The organism is Pseudobutyrivibrio ruminis (assembly GCF_015057245.1).
Taxonomy (GTDB): Bacteria; Bacillota; Clostridia; order Lachnospirales; family Lachnospiraceae; genus Pseudobutyrivibrio; species Pseudobutyrivibrio ruminis_E.
In genome coordinates this window covers 91821-109496 of record NZ_SVET01000001.1, presented here as the reverse complement: position 1 = coordinate 109496, position 17676 = coordinate 91821, and the positions used below count along the sequence as shown (strand labels likewise).

The window sequence follows — 17676 nt, the reverse complement described above, 5'->3', positions numbered from 1 at the left end:
CATAATATATTAAAATAATTTTAAGGAGTTAGACATGATTTTTCAAATTAAAGAGTCAAGAGAGTACAGACTGAATTTATACTACATAATAGCTCAGGGTCTATACTGGATGATGGTATGCTGTACAATCAGCATGGGCTCAGCTTATTTATCTAACAGAGGTTATTCCACAGTTGGGATAGGTGCTTTATTTGCTATCGCCTTTTTAGTAGCTACAGTGTTACAACAGGTTGTTTCATATCTGACAGAAAAAGCTGCTAGCTTTGACGTGGTAGATGTTTTAGCTTTGCTTGGTGCTATTGTTACCTTGGATTTATTCTTTGCTATAGGAACAAATTCTAAGGGCTTTGGGACTAGCTTCACATTCTTTATTGGAGCTATGGTTGCCACAGTAATACAGCCATTTTTAAATGCGCTTAATTTCCATATTGAAAAATACAATGTGAAAATGAACTTTGGAGTTGCCAGAGCAAGCGGGTCTTTCTTCTTTTTTATAATGAGTTTGCTTGTTGGAAATTTCATGACTCTTACATCTGAAAGGGCAGTAACTATTCTTGGATTTATTGTTTCTGCTGCCTTTGTTGTTGTAATCATTCTTATATATAGAGAATTAAAGAATTCGGGAATTGAAATTAATGAAGATTATGATCCATTTTCCGAAGAGTCAAAATCAGATAGTTTCAGTTTAGAATCAGTAAAGAAGTTTATTAGTAAATATGAGATGTTTTTCGTATTTTTAATTGGTGTTGTTTGCTTTTATTTTGGACATGTTTTGATAAACAATTTCTTATATCAAATCACCGTCAATGTTGGAGGAAACGAGGCAAGCAACGGAGGGCTCCTAGCACTACAGGCAATCGTAGAGCTTCCTGCTATGATTTTCTTTAATCAGCTTAAGGATAAATTTGGCACCAAAAAGCTTCTTAGTGTTTCTGCGGTATTTTATTTTGTTAAAATTCTTGTTACAACCTTGGCAACATCTGTTGGATTTTTATATTTCAGTATGTTGTTCCAAGCTTTGGCTTTTGCAATTTTCATACCAGCATCTGTTCATTTTGTAGATGAAATCATGAATAAGCAGGATGCTGTTAAAGGTCAGGCTTTTGTAACTATAGCTATGACATTTAGTAATTTACTTTCAAGCTTACTTGGTGGTGTATTAATTAGAATTATTGGTGTAACACCTGCTTTATGGTTTGGCACATTGGTCACTTTTGCAGGAGTGATAATAGCTATATTTGGATTAGCAAAAATCTGCGAAAATAATTAAATAAAAGATAGATTTTTTTGGTACAAATTGCTAAAATAATTATATACAATTATTTTAAAGGATTAATATGGCTAAGTATAATATTGGTGGATACATCTTCGATGATGAGAATAAAGCAAAAAAAGCCGCCAAAGAGCTTAAGGCAGTTGAGTATATCTTGGGGCAGATTAAAGACAGCGATGAGAATGCTGTGCTCACTGTATATAAAAAGCTTTTGAATCAGCGAATGTTTTCCACTGAAATCGGTATGAGTTTTCTAGCTCAGCTTAGGCAGAATCTTTTAGATTCAGAGGTTTTTACGCCAGAGGATATTCCTCCTGTTTATTCTTTAGAAGAACCCCCTAAAGACGTGACACCAGAAGAAAAAACAGAAGATACAAATTCATTTTCTGATGAAAAAGTATCTAAAGCTAAGAAGGAAAAAGCCGATAAAAAAGTTGTGGCTAAAGTCACAAATGATTCCTCAGAAATCAAAAGACTAAAAGCTATCAACAAAGTCCTATTAATTTTTTGCATTGCATTGTTGCTTTGCGTTTTGGGAATGTTTTATGTGAGTACCACAATAAACAGCCCGACCATACTCGATTATGAAGAAAAGCTAATCGACAAGTATTCTTCTTGGGAGCAGGATCTTACCGAAAGAGAAGAAGCTATCAGGGAGAAGGAATAGGAACAACAATAATATTATTTCAAGGATTGGGGTTGGTGTTATGTCTAAAAACAAAATTCTTGTGGCTGATGATGAAAGCCGAATGAGAAAACTTATCAAGGATTATTTGGTAAGAGAGGATTACGAGGTCATAGAGGCCGAAAATGGGGAACAGGCTCTCGACATGTTCTATATGGACAGCGAGATATCACTTATCATTTTGGATGTTATGATGCCAAAGGTTGATGGGTTTGCCGTTTTGAAAGAAATCAGAGAGACTTCTTCTATACCTGTTCTTATGCTTACAGCTAAGGGCGAGGAAAATGATGTTCTTAATGGTTTTGAGCTTGGTGCTGATGAGTACATTAACAAGCCATTTTCTCCAAAGATTCTTATGGCCAGAGTTAATGCAGTTCTTAGAAGAAGCACAGATGATTCAATCGGCAAGAAGGTCGTTGAAGCTGGTGGCATTCAGCTGGATGTTGATGCACATGTAGCAACTAACGATGGTACTCCTGTAGAGCTTTCTGTTAAGGAATTCGAGTTGCTTTATTACTTCATCAATAATGAAGGAATTGCTCTTTCAAGAGAAAAGATTCTCAATCATGTTTGGGACTATGATTACTTTGGAGATGCTAGAACAATCGATACTCACGTTAAAAAGCTTCGTAGTAAGTTAGACGATAAGGGAAACTACATCAAGACTATTTGGGGCATGGGGTATAAATTTGAAGTCGACGCAAAGGTCTAATAAAATTAATCGCCAAATTGTAGGATTGATAGTTACAATCATACTTGGTTCACTTGTTATTGTTAGTATTCTATCATCCTGCTTTTTAGGCGATTATTATCTTTTAACAAAGAGACATGATATGGTACAGCTTTACGATATCATGTCTAATAAGTGCAATGAGGGTGTTTTATACGGACAAGATTATGAAGCAGAAATAGCAGCCTTATTTGATAGGTTTTCTGTAAATTGCGTTGTTACAGGCGCTAGCGGAGAGCCTTTAATTTCGTCTAATACTAATTCTGAGATTTTATTGAATCAACTCAATTATTCAATGTTTTCAAACGATGAATCTGTAGATGTCATTAACAAGAATGATAATTACGAGATTTTTAAGCAGGCTTTTCCAGGTTCAGAGGATGATTATCTTGTTCTATTAGGACTGCTCCCTGATGGTAGTATCGTTTTTATTAGAGCTACTTTATCTGCAATGGAGCATACCAGTTCAATCACAAACAAGTTTTTCCTATATATGGTTCTGATTGCGATTCTTATGACTGCAATATTTAGTCATTTTGCGATTGCAAAGTTTACTCAGCCATTATTTAACATAATTGATATAACGAAGCGTATTTCAAACTTCGATTTCGAAGCAAAGTACACGCCTCAGGTTATATATAATGAGATGGATGATTTGGGTGAGCATGTTAATGAAATGTCTACTACATTAAAACGTGCAATTAGCCAGCTTCGTACTGCTAATGAAAGCCTGAAACACGATCTTGAAGTTCGTGAAGAAAATGAAAATATGCGAAAGGAATTCGTATCAAATGTTTCGCACGAGCTTAAAACACCAATTGCCCTTATCCAAGGCTATGCCGAGGGGCTGCAGGAGGGCATTATGGAGGATGAGAACAGCCGTCAGATTTATCTTGATATCATCATTGATGAAGCAAACAAGATGAACCGTTTGGTTAGAGAAATGCTCATTCTTAATCAGCTTGAAGCTGGTCAGATGAATATGGATATGGTTGATTTTGATGTGACAGAAATGATTGATAGTGTTGTTGATAGCAATAAAATCAATTTCGAAGCACAGAATATTACCTATTCATTTATCAACAAAGAACCTTGTGTGGTTCATGCAGACGAATTCTTAGTGGAGCAGGTTATTACTAACTTTATTAGTAACGCAATTCACTATGTATTAAATGAAAACATCATTAATGTAAGATATGATTTTGTTAAAAAAGGCAAAGTTCGAATCAGTGTATTCAATTCCGGAAATAACATTGCCAAGAAGGACATCAAGCACATTTGGGAGAAGTTTTACAAAGCTGATAAGGCTAGAAGCCGTGAATATGGCGGCAGTGGTATCGGCTTGTCAGTTGTTAAAGCTACAATGGATTTGATGCATGAAAAATTTGGTGTTGAAAACTTGCCAAATGGAGTTGAATTTTGGTTTGAGTTAACTTTGACAAAAGACACAAAAATCAAACAAAATTCATAGAATTTTCTGATTTTTTGTGTTGAACAATACACATATTAATGCTAACATACCATTAATGATTAGTTTATTCTTCTAGGAGATAGCATGAAAATTAAAAGATTTTTCCTTTTGATTTCGGTTATGTGTTTTTCTCTACTTTTCACCGCTTGTGGTGAACCTTTGTACACTATGACAGAGGAAGAAGAGGCGGTAATCACAGCTTATGCCTCAAAAACTGTTTCAAAATTCAATAAAAATCAGACAACAGGAATTGCCAATGCCCGCGTAAAAGCTGGTGAGTTGGATGATGAATATGAGCCTGATGAAGCTGATTCAGAGGAAACAGAAGAGGTAATTGACGAGGAAAATACAGAAGTCGAATATGATCCAGAAACTGGTGAACCTATAGTTACAGATGAGACTGAAGAAGGCACTACCGAAGAAGGTTCTGAAGATGCAGGATATTCTATGACTGATGCAATTGAGATACCAGGTGTAGAATTTACTTGCTCTGAGTTTGATGTGACTTCCGATTACAAAACAAACAATTTTGTTCTACAACAGGTTTCTGGCAAAAAATACGTAGTACTTTCTATTGAAGCGAAAAATACATCAGATTCATCTGTTAATTTTTCAAATTATACAGGAAGAACATACAATTTATCATTGAATGGTGGAGCAAAAGCAAGTACCCAGTACACACCATTGTCAAATGATTTAGCTAACTATGATGGCATACTGGCAGCTGGAGAATCAAAATCATTTATTTTGGTCTTTCTATTCAGCGATTCGTCAGTAGAAAATATATCCTCACTTGAATTATTCATTACAAGTGATGGCACAACAAGAGGGACAACCATATAAATCATATAATTGATTTAAATGAGAGGAGATTTGCATGGATACTAATATTTTATTAGAGTCGGGCACTAACGAGCTCGAAGTACTTGAATTTAAGGTTGGCAAGAATTTCTATGGAATTAACGTTGCCAAGATTAGGGAGATTTTGTTATATCAACCAGTAACACCTCTACCTAACGCGCATCCTTCTATAGAAGGTATCTTCATGCCAAGAGATATTATGATTTCTGTCATTTCTCTTCGCAAGTGCTTAAATATTACAGATGAAGCTGATACAGACGGCTTATTCATCATTACAAACTTCAACAGTTTGAATACAGCTTTCCACGTTGATGAGGTTCTTGGAATCCATCGTGTTTCTTGGGAAGACATCATCAAGCCTGATGCAACTATCAGTTCTGATGAATCTGGAGTTTCAACAGGTGTTATTAAGTTAGAAGACAGACTCGTAGTTATTCTTGACTTCGAGAAGATTGTTACAGATATCAATCCTGAGACTGGTCTTAAGGTTTCAGAAATGGATGATTACGAGACAAAAGATCGTAGTAAATCACCTATTTTACTTTGTGAGGATTCACCTCTTCTTTCAAAGCTTATTGTTGAGTGCTTGAAGAAGGCTGGTTACACTAACCTTATCGTTAATATGAACGGTCAGGAAGGTTGGGACAAGCTTGTTGAGTTCCACAAGAGAGGTACAGTTCTTAACGACGTACATCTTATTATCACTGATATCGAGATGCCTCTTATGGATGGTCACAGACTTTGCAAGCTCGTTAAAGAAAATGACACCATGAAGAACATTCCACTTATTATTTTCTCATCACTTATTAACGACGAGATTAGACGTAAAGGCGAAAGCCTTGGTGCCGATGCTCAGCTTACAAAGCCTGAAATTGGTAAGCTTATTTCAGTTGTTGATGAGCTTGTTGCTAAATACGAAGTCGCTCGTAAAGGCAATTAATATTTTTAAAACTGAGGGGTGTGCTTTGCATACCCCTTAATTAAATTTAAGGGAGGACATGTAGATGTCTCAGTCAGAGGACTACTTAGATGGACTACTGAATTCAATAAATAAGGCTAAGACTGATGCTATGCAGGTCCAGGAGAATGCTATGAAGAAGCAACAGCAGGTTGTTGAGAGCCGCAAGGCTGTTGCTCCTGATGAGGATTTTCTTACTGCAACAGGAATTGATTCTTCTCAGGCACAGACTAAGACTTCCCATCCATACCTCAGAAAGGTTCTTTCCGAGGAGGATTTTTTGCGCCAATTTGAAGAAGAATTGGATACTGATGATGTAGATTTATTTATTAGTAATTTTGAACAGGAAATCGACGAGGAAGAGCGCATTTTCCAGGAAACAGGTGAATTGCCTGATTCTGAAGGTGTTGTAAATTCTCTTCTTAATAATATTAAAAGTGTTGTCAATAAGGCACAGGATGAACTGGATGAACCAGAACTAGTTGCCCAAGACGAAGGCGAATCTGAAATGGATTCTCAGGAAGAAATGGCTTCAGATGGGTTTGAGTCGTTAGAGCCTGATACAGAAGAAGCTGAGGATGATTCTGATGAGCTTAGCTTAAAGGACATTCTTGAAGATGATGAACCTCAGATTGATTTAGCTGCAGATGATTCACCTATAGAGATACCAGATGATGGAGAAATAGATTTATCCAACTTTATTGAAGAGCCCGAGGATGCTCCTTTAGATGAGGAAAGTCCTGCTGATTCAGATGATTCAGATGATTTTGGCTTGTCATTAGATGATATTATCGAGGATTCTGGAGAGGAAGAACCTCTCGATGATTCCCTTAAAGAATTCCTTCCGGATGAGATGGATGCTTTGGATGAGGCTCAGTACGGTGATGGAGACGAGCCTGATTTATCGGGAGATGGCGATTTGGATCTCGAAAACCTTCTTGAAGGTGATGATGAGGACCTTCTTGATATTCAATCACTTTTAAGTGGTGATGAAGAAGGTGCTGGAGAAGCTGCAGACATCGATGAATCTGCCGAGGAATCTGAGCCGGAAGAAGAGGAAGAAGAAGGCAAAGGCAAAGGTAAAAAGAAAAAGAAGAAGAAAAAAGATAAAAAAGAAAAAGGTGAAAAGGGTGAGAAAGAACCTAACCCTATTATCCAGAAGCTTTTACTTATACTTTTTGGACCTCCTGATGAGGATGAGCTTGCAGAGGAAGCAGCAAAGAATACCACAGTTGAGATTACCTATGATGAAGATGGAAATCCAATAGTTCCTGAGCCTGAGGAAGATCCAAAGGAAAAGAAAAAACGACTTAAAGAAGAAAAGAAAGCTGCAAAAGAAGCGGCAAAAAAAGAGAAGGAAGCTGCCAAGAAAGAAAAGGCTAAGGAGAAGAAACCGAAGGAACCAAAGCCTAAAAAAGAAAAGAAACCAAAGGAACCTGATAATTCTCCTAAAATTCCTATTTCCATTATTGCCACATTTTTGGTATTATCTATATCAATAATTGGTGTAGTAATGGTTGGGATGACCTTTACAGGTCTTAAGCGTCATATGGCACAGGCTAATGAATTGTTCGAAGCGGGCGATTATATAGCAGCATATGAAAAGCTTAATGGTTTTGATTTATCTGATGAGGATGTTGCCTTACTCAGAAATCAAGCAAGAACTCTTGCTGATTTGCAGCTTTGTCAGCAGCAATACGAAGCATTCATTCAGTATGAGCAGTACAATTATGCATTGGATTCTTTAATCATTGGTGTTGGAAGATACGAAAAATATAAGGATGATGCTGCAGAATATGGTATAGCAGATCAATATGATGCATATGGCACCACGATGATTGCTGAACTCTCTGAGACTTTTGGATTATCAGAGGAGGAAGCCTTAGCTATATATAATCAGCCAAACCGTCATTACTATACAATAGAACTTAGAAAGGTGCTGAGAGGCTTAGGTTTACCAGATTTATGATTGCAATACTAGATTACGATGCAGGAAATATTAAAAGTGTAGAAAAAGCATTTAAAATCCTTGGTAAGGAAACTGTCCTTACCAGGGATTTTAGTGTAATTAAAAAAGCCGACCATGTGGTGTTACCGGGGGTCGGCTCTTTTGCTGATGCTATGAACCATCTTAAAAAATACGAACTTGATAAAGCTATAAAAGAATATGTTGCCAGCGGCAAGCCATTTCTTGGTATTTGCCTGGGCCTACAGCTTTTATTTGATTCAAGCGAAGAATCTCCAGGGGTTGAGGGACTTCATTTACTTAATGGTGAGGTTGTGCGAATTCCTGATGGACCAGGCTTAAAGGTTCCACACATTGGCTGGAATTCTTTGGATTATCCAAATCAGGGACGTTTGTTTAATGGTATAGATGAGGGTTCATTTGTATACTTTGTTCATTCGTATTATTTGAAAGCAAAGGATGACTCTATTGTTACAGCTACAACTGAATATGGTTGTCATATTCATGCTTCTGTTGAGAAAGACAATATATTTGCTTGTCAGTTCCATCCAGAAAAGTCATCATCTGTAGGACTTCAGATTTTGAAGAACTTTGCAGAGATTTAATTCTGTTGCTAGTTGTTTGTTATATAGGAGAATTGTTATGTTTACAAAGCGTATTATCCCATGTTTGGATGTCAAAGATGGAAGAGTCGTTAAGGGTGTTAATTTCGTTGATTTAAGAGATGCTGGGGATCCTGTAGAAATCGCAGCAGCTTACGATAAAGCAGGAGCGGATGAAGTAGTATTTCTTGATATTACAGCTTCATCTGATGGTAGAAATACAGTTGTGGATATGGTTCGTCGTGTTGCAGAACAGGTATTTATTCCTTTTACTGTTGGCGGTGGTATTCGTACTGTAGATGATTTCAAAGCTCTTTTACGTGAGGGCGCAGACAAAATCTCTGTCAATTCTGCTGCAATTGACAATCCTCGTCTTATTTCAGATGCTGCTGATAAATTTGGCAGCCAATGTGTCGTTGTTGCTATTGATGCAAAGAAGCGTCCTGATGGAGGCTTTAACATTTATAAGCACGGCGGTAGATTAGATTGCGGCATAGATGCAGTAGAATGGGCTATTAAGTGCGAAAAGCTTGGAGCGGGCGAGATTCTTCTTACTTCTATGGATTGTGATGGTACAAAAGCAGGATTTGATTTGGAACTTACTAAGGCTGTTTCTGATGCTGTAAATATTCCTGTCATTGCATCAGGTGGTGCTGGCAATATGGAACACTTCAAGGATGCTCTTACAATTGGTGGTGCTGACGCAGCTCTTGCGGCATCTTTGTTCCATTATAAGGAACTGGAAATCGTTGATTTAAAGAAATATCTTAGGAATCAGGGGGTTTCTGTAAGATTATAAAAAGATGGGATATGTTTTAACAAAAGTTTCACATGTCCCTGTTATTATGTTAGTAAGTATAAATGTAAGTAAGAGACAAAACAGTAGAACAAGGATGTTCATGTTTTATTATCAAAGGAGTGATGTTTATGTCTTTAACTATTAATTCATTTGGAAACAATTCTATATATTCATTGTTTGGAGGCAACAATTCTTCGGGCATTAATTCAATGTTTGGAGGATTAGAAGGCTCTCTAACAAGCTTATCTCAGATTAAATCAGGTTCATATGGAAAGCTGGTTAAGTCATATTATTCAAAGTATGATAACGATGGAAACCTAAAGTCTGATACATCTAAAAAGTCAAAGATTGCAGACTCTAATTTGAGTGAGATTAGAAATGATTCATCAGATTTGAGCAAAGCTACAGATAAGCTTTTAGCAAAAGGTAAGAATTCCATTTGGGATCAGGTCGAATCTACTGACGATGAAGGAAACGTTACAAAGGACTATGACAAAGATAAGATTTATAGCGCTATAAAGGGCTTTGCAGATGCTTATAATGAGCTTGTAGATAGTGGCCAGAAGTCAGAGAGTACTGGAATTCTTTCTCAGGTTGCAGCGATGGTTACAACTTCAGCTAAGACAGCCCAGACCCTTGGAAAGGCTGGCATTACCATTGATAACAAGAATCATCTTAATGTAGATGAGGATTTCCTGAAGAATAAAGCAAATATGACTTATGTAAAGGATTTGTTTAATGGAACTGGTAGCTATGCTTATCAGGTAGCCACAAAGTCATCAATGGCTAATTCCTATGCAGGCAATGAACTTGCTAGTATCACTGGCCGTAAGTCATATACCAATAGCGGAGATTATTCATTATCTGCAGATGATATGATTAGCAAATTCAATACTACAACTTAAAAATATGGTGGACTTTAACATTGGGTTCGGTTATAATTTTTGCGGAAAATGTATTAAAGGAGGAACCCATGGTAGTAAAATCTTTAGCAAGAGAATTATCAGAAACCACGTATCCAGGCAGAGGCATTGTCATTGGTCGTTCAGAAGACGGAACCAAGGCTGTCTCTGCTTATTTTATTATGGGGCGTTCTGAGAATTCCAGAAACAGAGTATTCGTAGAGGACGGTGAGGGCATCCGCACACAGGCTTTCGATCCTTCAAAGCTTACAGACCCTTCGCTTATTATCTATGCACCAGTTCGAGTACTTGGAAATGATACCATTGTTACAAACGGAGACCAGACAGACACTATTTACGACGAAATGAAGAAAGGCAAGACATTTGAACAAGCACTTCGCCTTCGTGAGTTCGAGCCAGATGGCCCTAATTTCACACCTCGTATTTCAGGTCTTATTCACATCGAAAATGGTGAATTCAATTATTTAATGTCAATTCTTAAATCAAACATGAGCGATAGCGATTCATGTAACAGATATACTTTTGATTATTCTAATCCTAAGGCTGGTTCAGGCCGATTTATTCACACATATATGAATGATGGCAATCCACTTCCTTCATATGAGGGAGAGCCAACTCCAATTGAAATAAAGGGAAACATCGATGAGTTTACAGCACTTATTTGGGAGAACCTTAATGAAGATAACAAGGTTTCACTTTTTGTACGCTACATCGATATCGCTAGTGGTGCCGTAGAAACTCGTATCATAAACAAGAATAAATAATTTTGTATTTTGGAGGATTTTGTAATGAAAGAATTGGAATTAAAGTATGGTTGTAACCCTAATCAGAAGCCTTCACGAATCTATATGGAAGATGGGGATCTTCCAATTGAGGTTCTTTCTGGTAAGCCTGGTTATATTAATTTTTTAGATGCTTTTAATGGTTGGCAGTTAGTTTCTGAGCTTAAAAAGGCTACTGGTCTTGCAGCTGCTACATCATTCAAGCATGTTTCACCAGCAGGCGCTGCTGTGGGTCTTCCTCTTTCAGATGTAGAGCGCAAAATTTACTGGTGTGACGATTTAGATATGGAATTTACTCCACTTGCGAATGCTTATGCTAGAGCAAGAGGTGCAGACAGAATGTCTTCATTTGGAGATTTTATTTCACTTTCTGATGTTTGCGATGTTGCTACAGCAAAGCTTATTAAGCGAGAGGTTTCTGATGGTGTCATTGCACCTGGCTTCGAGCCAGAAGCACTTGAAATTCTTAAAGCTAAGAAAAACGGCAACTATGCAGTAATCAAAATTGATCCAAACTACGTTCCAAAGCAGCTTGAGCGTAAGGAAGTATTTGGTATTACATTTGAGCAGGGAAGAAATGAGCTTGTTATCGACGACAACTTCTTTGCAAATATTGTTACAGACAATAAAGAACTTACAGAGCAGGCTAAGATTGATCTTGCCATTGCAATGATTACTCTTAAGTACACACAGTCTAATTCTGTTTGCTACGTAAAGGATGGTCAGGCAATCGGCATTGGTGCTGGCCAGCAGTCACGTATTCACTGTACTCGTCTTGCAGGACAGAAGGCTGATAACTGGTGGCTTCGTCAGTCTCCAAAGGTTCTTAACCTTGATTTTGTTGATGGAATCAAGAGAGCTGATAGAGATAATGCAATCGACCTTTACATTGGAGATGAATTCGAGGATGTAATCGGAGATGATGTATGGGAGAAGACTTTCAAGACAAGACCAAGCGAGTTTACAAGAGCTGAAAAGCGTGCATGGCTTGATAAGATGTCTGATGTAGCACTTGGTAGTGATGCATTCTTCCCATTTGGCGATAATATTGAGCGTGCCCATAAGTCAGGTGTTAAGTATGTAGCTCAGCCAGGCGGCTCTGTTCGTGATGACAATGTTATCGAGACATGTAACAAGTACGGAATGGTTATGTCGTTTACTGGACTTCGTCTATTCCATCATTAATATGGGTTTTTCCCTAAAAAGCTTGAAAAATCAAATAATTCTGATATAATGATTATTGTTATTGAAGAGAGCGACTGAAAGAGAGAGCGTTTTTGCTCTCTCTTTTACTATGTTTGTTCACTTTTAACATGCACAACTGAATAAGGAGGACATTTATGTCAAAACACACCGATTACGAAAAACGTACGGAAGAATTGATAACTCCTATTCTTGATGAGATGGGCTTTGAGCTCTATGACGTTGAATACGTTAAAGAGGGCGCAGATTATTATCTTAGAGCCTACATCGACAAGGAAGGTGGTATCACAATTGATGATTGCGTAGATGTAAGTCGCCGCATGAACGATTTACTTGACGCAGAGCCACAGATTGGTGGAGACGAAGGATATATCTTCGAAGTTAGTTCACCAGGTCTTGGCAGAGTTTTAAAGAAAGATAAGCATTTTGAAAAAGCCATTGGACTTGATGTTGATATTAAGACATACAAGCCGGTTAATGGTGCTAAGGAATTTACTGGAACACTTAAGGCCTTCGATAAGGATACTTTTACAATCGAATTTGAAGATGGCACAGAGGTGTTTAATAGATCAGACGTTGCACAAATCAAATTATCAATAGATTTCTAGTAGAAATAGGAGGAAATAATGGCAGCTAATACAAATGATTTTTGGGATGCTCTTACAGATCTCGCAAAAGAGAAAAATATCAGCATGGACGTGTTAATCGAGACAATCGAGAATTCACTTCTTATTGCATGTAAGAACAATTATGGAAAGGCAGATAATGCTACAGTTGAAATCGACAGAGAGACTGGTGCTTATCATGTATTTCTTGCAAAGACAGTAGTTGATGAGGTTATGGATCCTGTTGAGGAGATTTCACTTGCTGATGCTCAGAACATCAATGGTAAGCACCAGATTGGTGATGTTCTTCACATCGAGGTTAAGTCAAAGGATTTTGGCCGTATCGCAGCTACAGCAGCTAAGAACACAATCACACAGAAAATCCGTGAGGAAGAGCGTAAGGTTCTTTACGAGGAGTACTATGAGCTTCAACACAAGGTTGTTACAGGTGTTGTTACTCGTTTCTCAGGAAGCAATATCCATGTTAACCTTGGTAAGCTTGAGGGATTCCTTGCAGAGTCTGAGCAGGTTAAGGGCGAGTTCTACAAGCCACAGGATCGTATTAAGGTTTATATCGTAGAAGTTAAGACATCAAACAAGGGACCACGTATTCTTGTATCTCGTACACATCCTGAGCTTGTTAAGAAGCTTTTCGAAGAGGAAGTTTCAGAGGTTCGCGATGGTATCGTAGAAATCAAGTCAATCTCTCGTGAGGCTGGTAGCCGTACAAAGATTGCTGTTTGGTCAAACGACGAGGATGTAGATCCAGTTGGAGCATGCGTAGGTCAGAACGGTGCACGTGTAAACGCAATCGTTAATGAGCTTCGTGGCGAGAAAATCGATATCGTAGAGTGGGATGAGAACCCAGCATACCTTATTGAAAATGCACTTTCACCAGCAAAGGTTGTTGCAGTTGTTGCTGACGCTGATGAAAAGAGCGCTCGCGTAGTTGTTCCTGATTATCAGCTTTCACTTGCTATTGGTAAGGAAGGACAGAACGCACGTCTTGCTGCTCGTCTTACAGGCTTCAAGATTGATATCAAGAGCGAAACACAGGCTAAGGAAGCTGGTGATTTCCTTGATTACGAAGAAGATTACGATGATGATGACGAGTATTATGATGAGGATGAGTACTATGACGAGGACGAGTACGCTGAGGACGCTGAAGTAGAGTCTGACGCTGCAGAGTCTGAGGAAGAGTAATGGAAGTCAAAGAACTACCTCTTAGAAAATGTGTTTCATGCGGACAGATGCTTCCAAAGAATCAGTTATTTCGATTGGTTAAAACCCCTGAAGGCGTCCAGCTTGATAAAAGCTATAAGGCACAGGGCCGCGGAGCATATATCTGCAAAAACAAAGCCTGCCTAGATAATGCTTTAAAGAAAAAATCTTTAAACAGATCCCTTAGACAGGCAGTCAATGAAGAGGTATTTAATATTTTATATACGGAGTTAGAAAATGACAGATAAAGCACTTAATATGATTAGCATAGCAATGAAAGCTGGCGCTCTTGTTAGTGGTGAATTCGCTTGCGAGCAAGCCATTAAAGAAGGTAGTGGTTTTCTTTGTATTGTTGCTGGTGATGCTTCAGATAACACTAAGAAATCATTTTCAAATTCGTGTGAGTTCTATGATGTTAAATACATAGAATACGGAACTAAAGAATCTTTAGGTCATGCAATTGGAAAAGAATATCGGGCATCAATCGTAGTGTGCGATGAAAATCTATCCTTAAGCATCCTTGATAAGATAGATAAAGCTTGATGAGGAGGATATTAGATGGCAAAAATTAAAGTACATGAATTAGCCAAAGAGCTTGGAAAAGAAAGCAAAGATATTATTGCTTTCCTTGGCTCTAATGGAATAGAAGCAAAAGCAATGAGTGGTGTGGAGGACGATATGGCTGATAAAATTCGCAAGAATTTCTCAAAGTCCGAAGCTCCAAAGGCTAAGAAGCCACGTCCTGTAGACAAAGACGGAAATCCTGTAAAGAAGAAAAAGAACGTTTTCGTTGTTACTCGCGGTAGCGATGACAGAAGACGTCGTAGCTCTGACAATTCTTCTAGAGGCGAGAGAAATGATAATCGTGATAACAATCGCGAGAAGCAGGCTCAGCAGCCTAGAGGACCAATCAGACCACGTTCATTCGCTGATGGAGTTCGTCCATCTCAGCGTGCATCTGCACAGTCTACTGATACAGAGTTTGTAGCAAAGAAGAAGCCAGCTGAAGGACAGGAAAACACACGTCCAGCAAAGAAGCAGGATAGAAATGAGCGCCCAGAGCGTTCAGAGCGTCCAGAGCGTAACGATAGAAGAGACAGAAACGATAATCGTAACGACAATCGCAATGATAGACGCGACAACAATAGACCTGGAAACAGAAACGATAGAAACAACGATCGTAACAATGATCGCAACAACGACAGACCATCAGCAGGAAGAAACAATCGTCCATCGCAGCAGGCATCTGCTCCTGATATGGCACCTTCTTCAAACTCAAAGGGCGGTCGTCGCGATGATAAGAAAAAGAAGAACAACGATAGAGACAACAACTTAGGCGGCAAGAAGCAGGAGCGTTTCATCAATCTTGAAAAGAATGGTGGAAAGAAGAAAAAGAACAATGCTCCTAAGGCTCCAGAGCGTAACATGGACGAAGTTCTTACAATCACAATTCCTGAAAGAATTACTATCAAGGATCTTGCTGACAAGATGAAGGTTCAGGCATCTGCAGTTGTTAAGACTCTTTTCATGAAGGGTACAATGGTTACAGTTAACCAGGAAGTTGACTTCGAAAAGGCAGAGGAAATCGCTCTTGAATTCAACTGTATCTGTGAAGAAGAGGAAAAGGTAGATGTTATCGCAGAGCTTCTTAAGGAAGAGGAAGAAGATACATCAAACTTCCCATCACGTCCACCTGTTGTTTGTGTAATGGGTCACGTTGATCACGGTAAAACATCACTTCTTGATGCAATTCGTGATACAAAGGTTACAGACCGTGAGGCTGGTGGTATCACACAGCACATCGGTGCTTATACAGTATCTATTAATGGACAGGATATCACATTCCTTGATACACCAGGACACGAGGCATTTACTGCTATGCGTATGCGTGGTGCTAACTCAACAGATATCGCTATCCTTGTAGTTGCTGCTGATGATGGTGTTATGCCACAGACAGTAGAGGCTATTAACCATGCAAAGGCTGCTGGAATCGAAATCATTGTTGCAATCAACAAGATTGATAAGCCTAATGCAAATATTGATAGAGTTAAGCAGGAACTTTCAGAGTATCAGCTTATCCCAGAGGATTGGGGTGGAAGCACAGTATTCTGTCCAGTTTCAGCTCACACAAAGGAAGGTATCGACAACCTTCTTGAAATGATTCTTCTTACAGCAGAAGTACTTGAGCTTAAGGCAAACCCAAATCGTAAGGCTCGTGGTCTTGTTATCGAGGCTCAGCTTGATAAGGGACGTGGTGCAGTTGCAACTGTACTTGTTCAGAAGGGTACACTTCACGTTGGTGATCCTGTTGCCTGTGGTAGCTGTCATGGTAAGGTTCGTGCAATGCTTGATGACACTGGTGCTCGCGTAAAGAGCGCAGGTCCATCTGTTCCTGTAGAGATTCTTGGTCTTTCTGAGGTTCCAAATGCAGGTGAGGTATTAATGGCATTTGATTCTGAAAAGGAAGCTCATGCATTTGCAGATACATTCGTTGCAGAGCACAAGAACAAGCTTGTTGAGCAGACTAAGTCAAAGATGTCTCTTGATGCTCTCTTTAGTGAGATTGAGTCAGGAAATCTTAAGGAACTTGATATCATTGTTAAGGCTGACGTTCAGGGTTCTGTTGAGGCTGTTAAGCAGTCTCTTGAGAAGCTTTCAAACGAAGAGGTTGTTGTTAAGACAATCCACGGTGGTGTTGGTACAATCAACGAATCCGATGTAGTTCTTGCATCTGCTTCAAATGCAATCATCATTGGATTTAACGTACGTATCGATCCTCAGGCAAAGGCTACAGCTGATAGAGAAGGCGTAGATCTTCGTCTTTACAAGGTTATTTACGATGCTATCAACGATGTAGAGTCTGCTATGAAGGGTATGCTTGATCCTATTTACGAGGAGAAAGTTATCGGTCATGCTGAAGTTCGTCAGATCTTCAAGGCTTCTGGCGTTGGTAACATTGCTGGTTCATATGTTACAGATGGTTACTTCCAGAGAGACTGTATGGTCCGCGTAACTCGTGAGGGTGAGCTTATTCACGAAGGTAAGCTTGGTTCTCTTAAGAGATTTAAGGATGACGTTAAGGAAGTTAAGTCAAACTTTGAGTGTGGTCTCGTAATTGAAGACTTCAACGATGTTCAGGAGATGGATATTATCGAGGCTTACATCATGGTAGAGGTACCTAGATAATGAGAAAAAATTCAGTTAAAAATACACGTATAAATGAAGAAGTTATGCGTGAGCTTAGCAATATTATTCGTCTTGAGGTAAAGGATCCTCGCATTTCACCAGTTACATCTGTTGTATCTGTTGAGGTTGCTCCTGACCTTAAGACATGCAAAGCTTATATTTCAGTTCTTGGGGATGATGAAGCAGCTAGAAAGACTCTCGAGGGTCTTAAGAGCTCTGCTGGATTCATCCGCAGGGAGCTTGCTCACAGAGTAAATCTTAGAAACACACCTGAGATTACATTTGTTAGTGATCAGTCTATTGCATATGCTGCAAAGATGAGCAAGCTTATTGATGAAGTCAATGCTCCTCTTCATGAAAGAGAGCAGAACGGCGAAGAAAACTAAAATACATTAAATTGGAGACGGGAAT

The 17676-nt window shown here is 38.7% G+C and carries 18 protein-coding genes; all 18 read left to right on the top strand.

Annotated elements, in window-relative coordinates:
• Nucleotides 1-34 precede the first annotated feature (34 nt).
• The 18 genes from E7274_RS00565 to rbfA all read left to right on the top strand — a co-directional run bounded on the left by E7274_RS00565 (nt 35) and on the right by rbfA (nt 17651).
• The gene (locus E7274_RS00565; RefSeq protein ID WP_304172846.1) at nt 35-1270 is read left to right on the top strand and encodes an MFS transporter; all 1236 of its coding nucleotides are present in this window, start codon (nt 35-37) and stop codon (nt 1268-1270) included.
• Between the two features lie 67 nt (nt 1271-1337).
• Complete coding sequence (locus E7274_RS00560; RefSeq protein ID WP_304172844.1) at nt 1338-1940, top strand: hypothetical protein; 603 nt, start codon at nt 1338-1340, stop codon at nt 1938-1940.
• A gap of 40 nt (nt 1941-1980) precedes the next feature.
• Nucleotides 1981-2670 (top strand): response regulator transcription factor, encoded by a 690-nt coding sequence (locus E7274_RS00555; protein ID WP_033154202.1) that lies wholly within the window; start codon nt 1981-1983, stop codon nt 2668-2670.
• Nucleotides 2648-4159 carry a sensor histidine kinase gene (locus E7274_RS00550; protein WP_304172842.1) on the top strand — a complete coding sequence of 504 codons (1512 nt, stop codon included), beginning with the start codon at nt 2648-2650 and terminating at the stop codon, nt 4157-4159. The genes E7274_RS00555 and E7274_RS00550 overlap by 23 nt, the downstream gene beginning before the upstream one ends.
• 84 nt (nt 4160-4243) lie before the next feature.
• On the top strand, nt 4244-5002 hold the full coding sequence (locus E7274_RS00545) for a hypothetical protein (protein ID WP_090393889.1): 759 nt from the start codon (nt 4244-4246) through the stop codon (nt 5000-5002).
• A 34-nt stretch (nt 5003-5036) separates the two neighbouring features.
• Nucleotides 5037-5960 (top strand): chemotaxis protein, encoded by a 924-nt coding sequence (locus tag E7274_RS00540; RefSeq protein ID WP_044934656.1) that lies wholly within the window; start codon nt 5037-5039, stop codon nt 5958-5960.
• Between the two features lie 64 nt (nt 5961-6024).
• Nucleotides 6025-7947, top strand: a complete 1923-nt coding sequence (locus E7274_RS00535; RefSeq protein ID WP_304172841.1) for a hypothetical protein — start codon at nt 6025-6027, stop codon at nt 7945-7947.
• Nucleotides 7944-8549: an imidazole glycerol phosphate synthase subunit HisH gene (gene hisH, locus E7274_RS00530; protein WP_090393891.1), complete on the top strand. Its 606-nt coding sequence runs from the start codon at nt 7944-7946 to the stop codon at nt 8547-8549. The genes E7274_RS00535 and hisH overlap by 4 nt, the downstream gene beginning before the upstream one ends.
• Before the next feature lie 37 nt (nt 8550-8586).
• Nucleotides 8587-9345 carry an imidazole glycerol phosphate synthase subunit HisF gene (gene hisF, locus E7274_RS00525; protein WP_304172839.1) on the top strand — a complete coding sequence of 253 codons (759 nt, stop codon included), beginning with the start codon at nt 8587-8589 and terminating at the stop codon, nt 9343-9345.
• Nucleotides 9346-9473: 128 nt separating this feature from the next.
• Nucleotides 9474-10250: a hypothetical protein gene (locus tag E7274_RS00520; RefSeq protein ID WP_304172837.1), complete on the top strand. Its 777-nt coding sequence runs from the start codon at nt 9474-9476 to the stop codon at nt 10248-10250.
• 68 nt (nt 10251-10318) lie between these two features.
• Nucleotides 10319-11032 (top strand): IMP cyclohydrolase, encoded by a 714-nt coding sequence (locus tag E7274_RS00515; protein WP_304172835.1) that lies wholly within the window; start codon nt 10319-10321, stop codon nt 11030-11032.
• Between the two features lie 24 nt (nt 11033-11056).
• Nucleotides 11057-12235, top strand: a complete 1179-nt coding sequence (locus E7274_RS00510) for a phosphoribosylaminoimidazolecarboxamide formyltransferase (protein WP_044934637.1) — start codon at nt 11057-11059, stop codon at nt 12233-12235.
• Nucleotides 12236-12390: 155 nt separating this feature from the next.
• Nucleotides 12391-12861 (top strand): ribosome maturation factor RimP, encoded by a 471-nt coding sequence (gene rimP / locus E7274_RS00505; protein WP_074788972.1) that lies wholly within the window; start codon nt 12391-12393, stop codon nt 12859-12861.
• A gap of 18 nt (nt 12862-12879) precedes the next feature.
• Entirely contained in the window at nt 12880-14061 is a 1182-nt protein-coding gene (nusA, locus tag E7274_RS00500) for a transcription termination factor NusA (RefSeq protein ID WP_074788971.1), read from the top strand.
• Nucleotides 14061-14327, top strand: coding sequence for an RNase P modulator RnpM (gene rnpM, locus E7274_RS00495; RefSeq protein ID WP_304172833.1), 267 nt, complete (start codon nt 14061-14063; stop codon nt 14325-14327). Before nusA ends, rnpM begins: the two co-directional genes overlap by 1 nt.
• Entirely contained in the window at nt 14317-14622 is a 306-nt protein-coding gene (locus tag E7274_RS00490; protein ID WP_102048062.1) for a L7Ae/L30e/S12e/Gadd45 family ribosomal protein, read from the top strand. The genes rnpM and E7274_RS00490 overlap by 11 nt, the downstream gene beginning before the upstream one ends.
• 15 nt (nt 14623-14637) lie before the next feature.
• Entirely contained in the window at nt 14638-17265 is a 2628-nt protein-coding gene (gene infB, locus E7274_RS00485; RefSeq protein ID WP_304172831.1) for a translation initiation factor IF-2, read from the top strand.
• Complete coding sequence (gene rbfA / locus E7274_RS00480) at nt 17265-17651, top strand: 30S ribosome-binding factor RbfA (RefSeq protein WP_033154189.1); 387 nt, start codon at nt 17265-17267, stop codon at nt 17649-17651. The genes infB and rbfA overlap by 1 nt, the downstream gene beginning before the upstream one ends.
• Nucleotides 17652-17676 lie beyond the last annotated feature (25 nt).

Coding starts and splice junctions, on each gene's coding strand:
- E7274_RS00490 (WP_102048062.1), top strand. CDS start 14,317: ATGACAGATAAAGCACTTAATATGATTAGCATAGCAATGAAAGCTGGC.
- E7274_RS00535 (WP_304172841.1), top strand. CDS start 6,025: ATGTCTCAGTCAGAGGACTACTTAGATGGACTACTGAATTCAATAAAT.
- hisH (WP_090393891.1), top strand. CDS start 7,944: ATGATTGCAATACTAGATTACGATGCAGGAAATATTAAAAGTGTAGAA.
- E7274_RS00560 (WP_304172844.1), top strand. CDS start 1,338: ATGGCTAAGTATAATATTGGTGGATACATCTTCGATGATGAGAATAAA.
- rimP (WP_074788972.1), top strand. CDS start 12,391: ATGTCAAAACACACCGATTACGAAAAACGTACGGAAGAATTGATAACT.
- E7274_RS00510 (WP_044934637.1), top strand. CDS start 11,057: ATGAAAGAATTGGAATTAAAGTATGGTTGTAACCCTAATCAGAAGCCT.
- rbfA (WP_033154189.1), top strand. CDS start 17,265: ATGAGAAAAAATTCAGTTAAAAATACACGTATAAATGAAGAAGTTATG.
- E7274_RS00555 (WP_033154202.1), top strand. CDS start 1,981: ATGTCTAAAAACAAAATTCTTGTGGCTGATGATGAAAGCCGAATGAGA.
- hisF (WP_304172839.1), top strand. CDS start 8,587: ATGTTTACAAAGCGTATTATCCCATGTTTGGATGTCAAAGATGGAAGA.
- E7274_RS00545 (WP_090393889.1), top strand. CDS start 4,244: ATGAAAATTAAAAGATTTTTCCTTTTGATTTCGGTTATGTGTTTTTCT.
- E7274_RS00515 (WP_304172835.1), top strand. CDS start 10,319: ATGGTAGTAAAATCTTTAGCAAGAGAATTATCAGAAACCACGTATCCA.
- E7274_RS00565 (WP_304172846.1), top strand. CDS start 35: ATGATTTTTCAAATTAAAGAGTCAAGAGAGTACAGACTGAATTTATAC.
- E7274_RS00520 (WP_304172837.1), top strand. CDS start 9,474: ATGTCTTTAACTATTAATTCATTTGGAAACAATTCTATATATTCATTG.
- rnpM (WP_304172833.1), top strand. CDS start 14,061: ATGGAAGTCAAAGAACTACCTCTTAGAAAATGTGTTTCATGCGGACAG.
- E7274_RS00540 (WP_044934656.1), top strand. CDS start 5,037: ATGGATACTAATATTTTATTAGAGTCGGGCACTAACGAGCTCGAAGTA.
- infB (WP_304172831.1), top strand. CDS start 14,638: ATGGCAAAAATTAAAGTACATGAATTAGCCAAAGAGCTTGGAAAAGAA.
- nusA (WP_074788971.1), top strand. CDS start 12,880: ATGGCAGCTAATACAAATGATTTTTGGGATGCTCTTACAGATCTCGCA.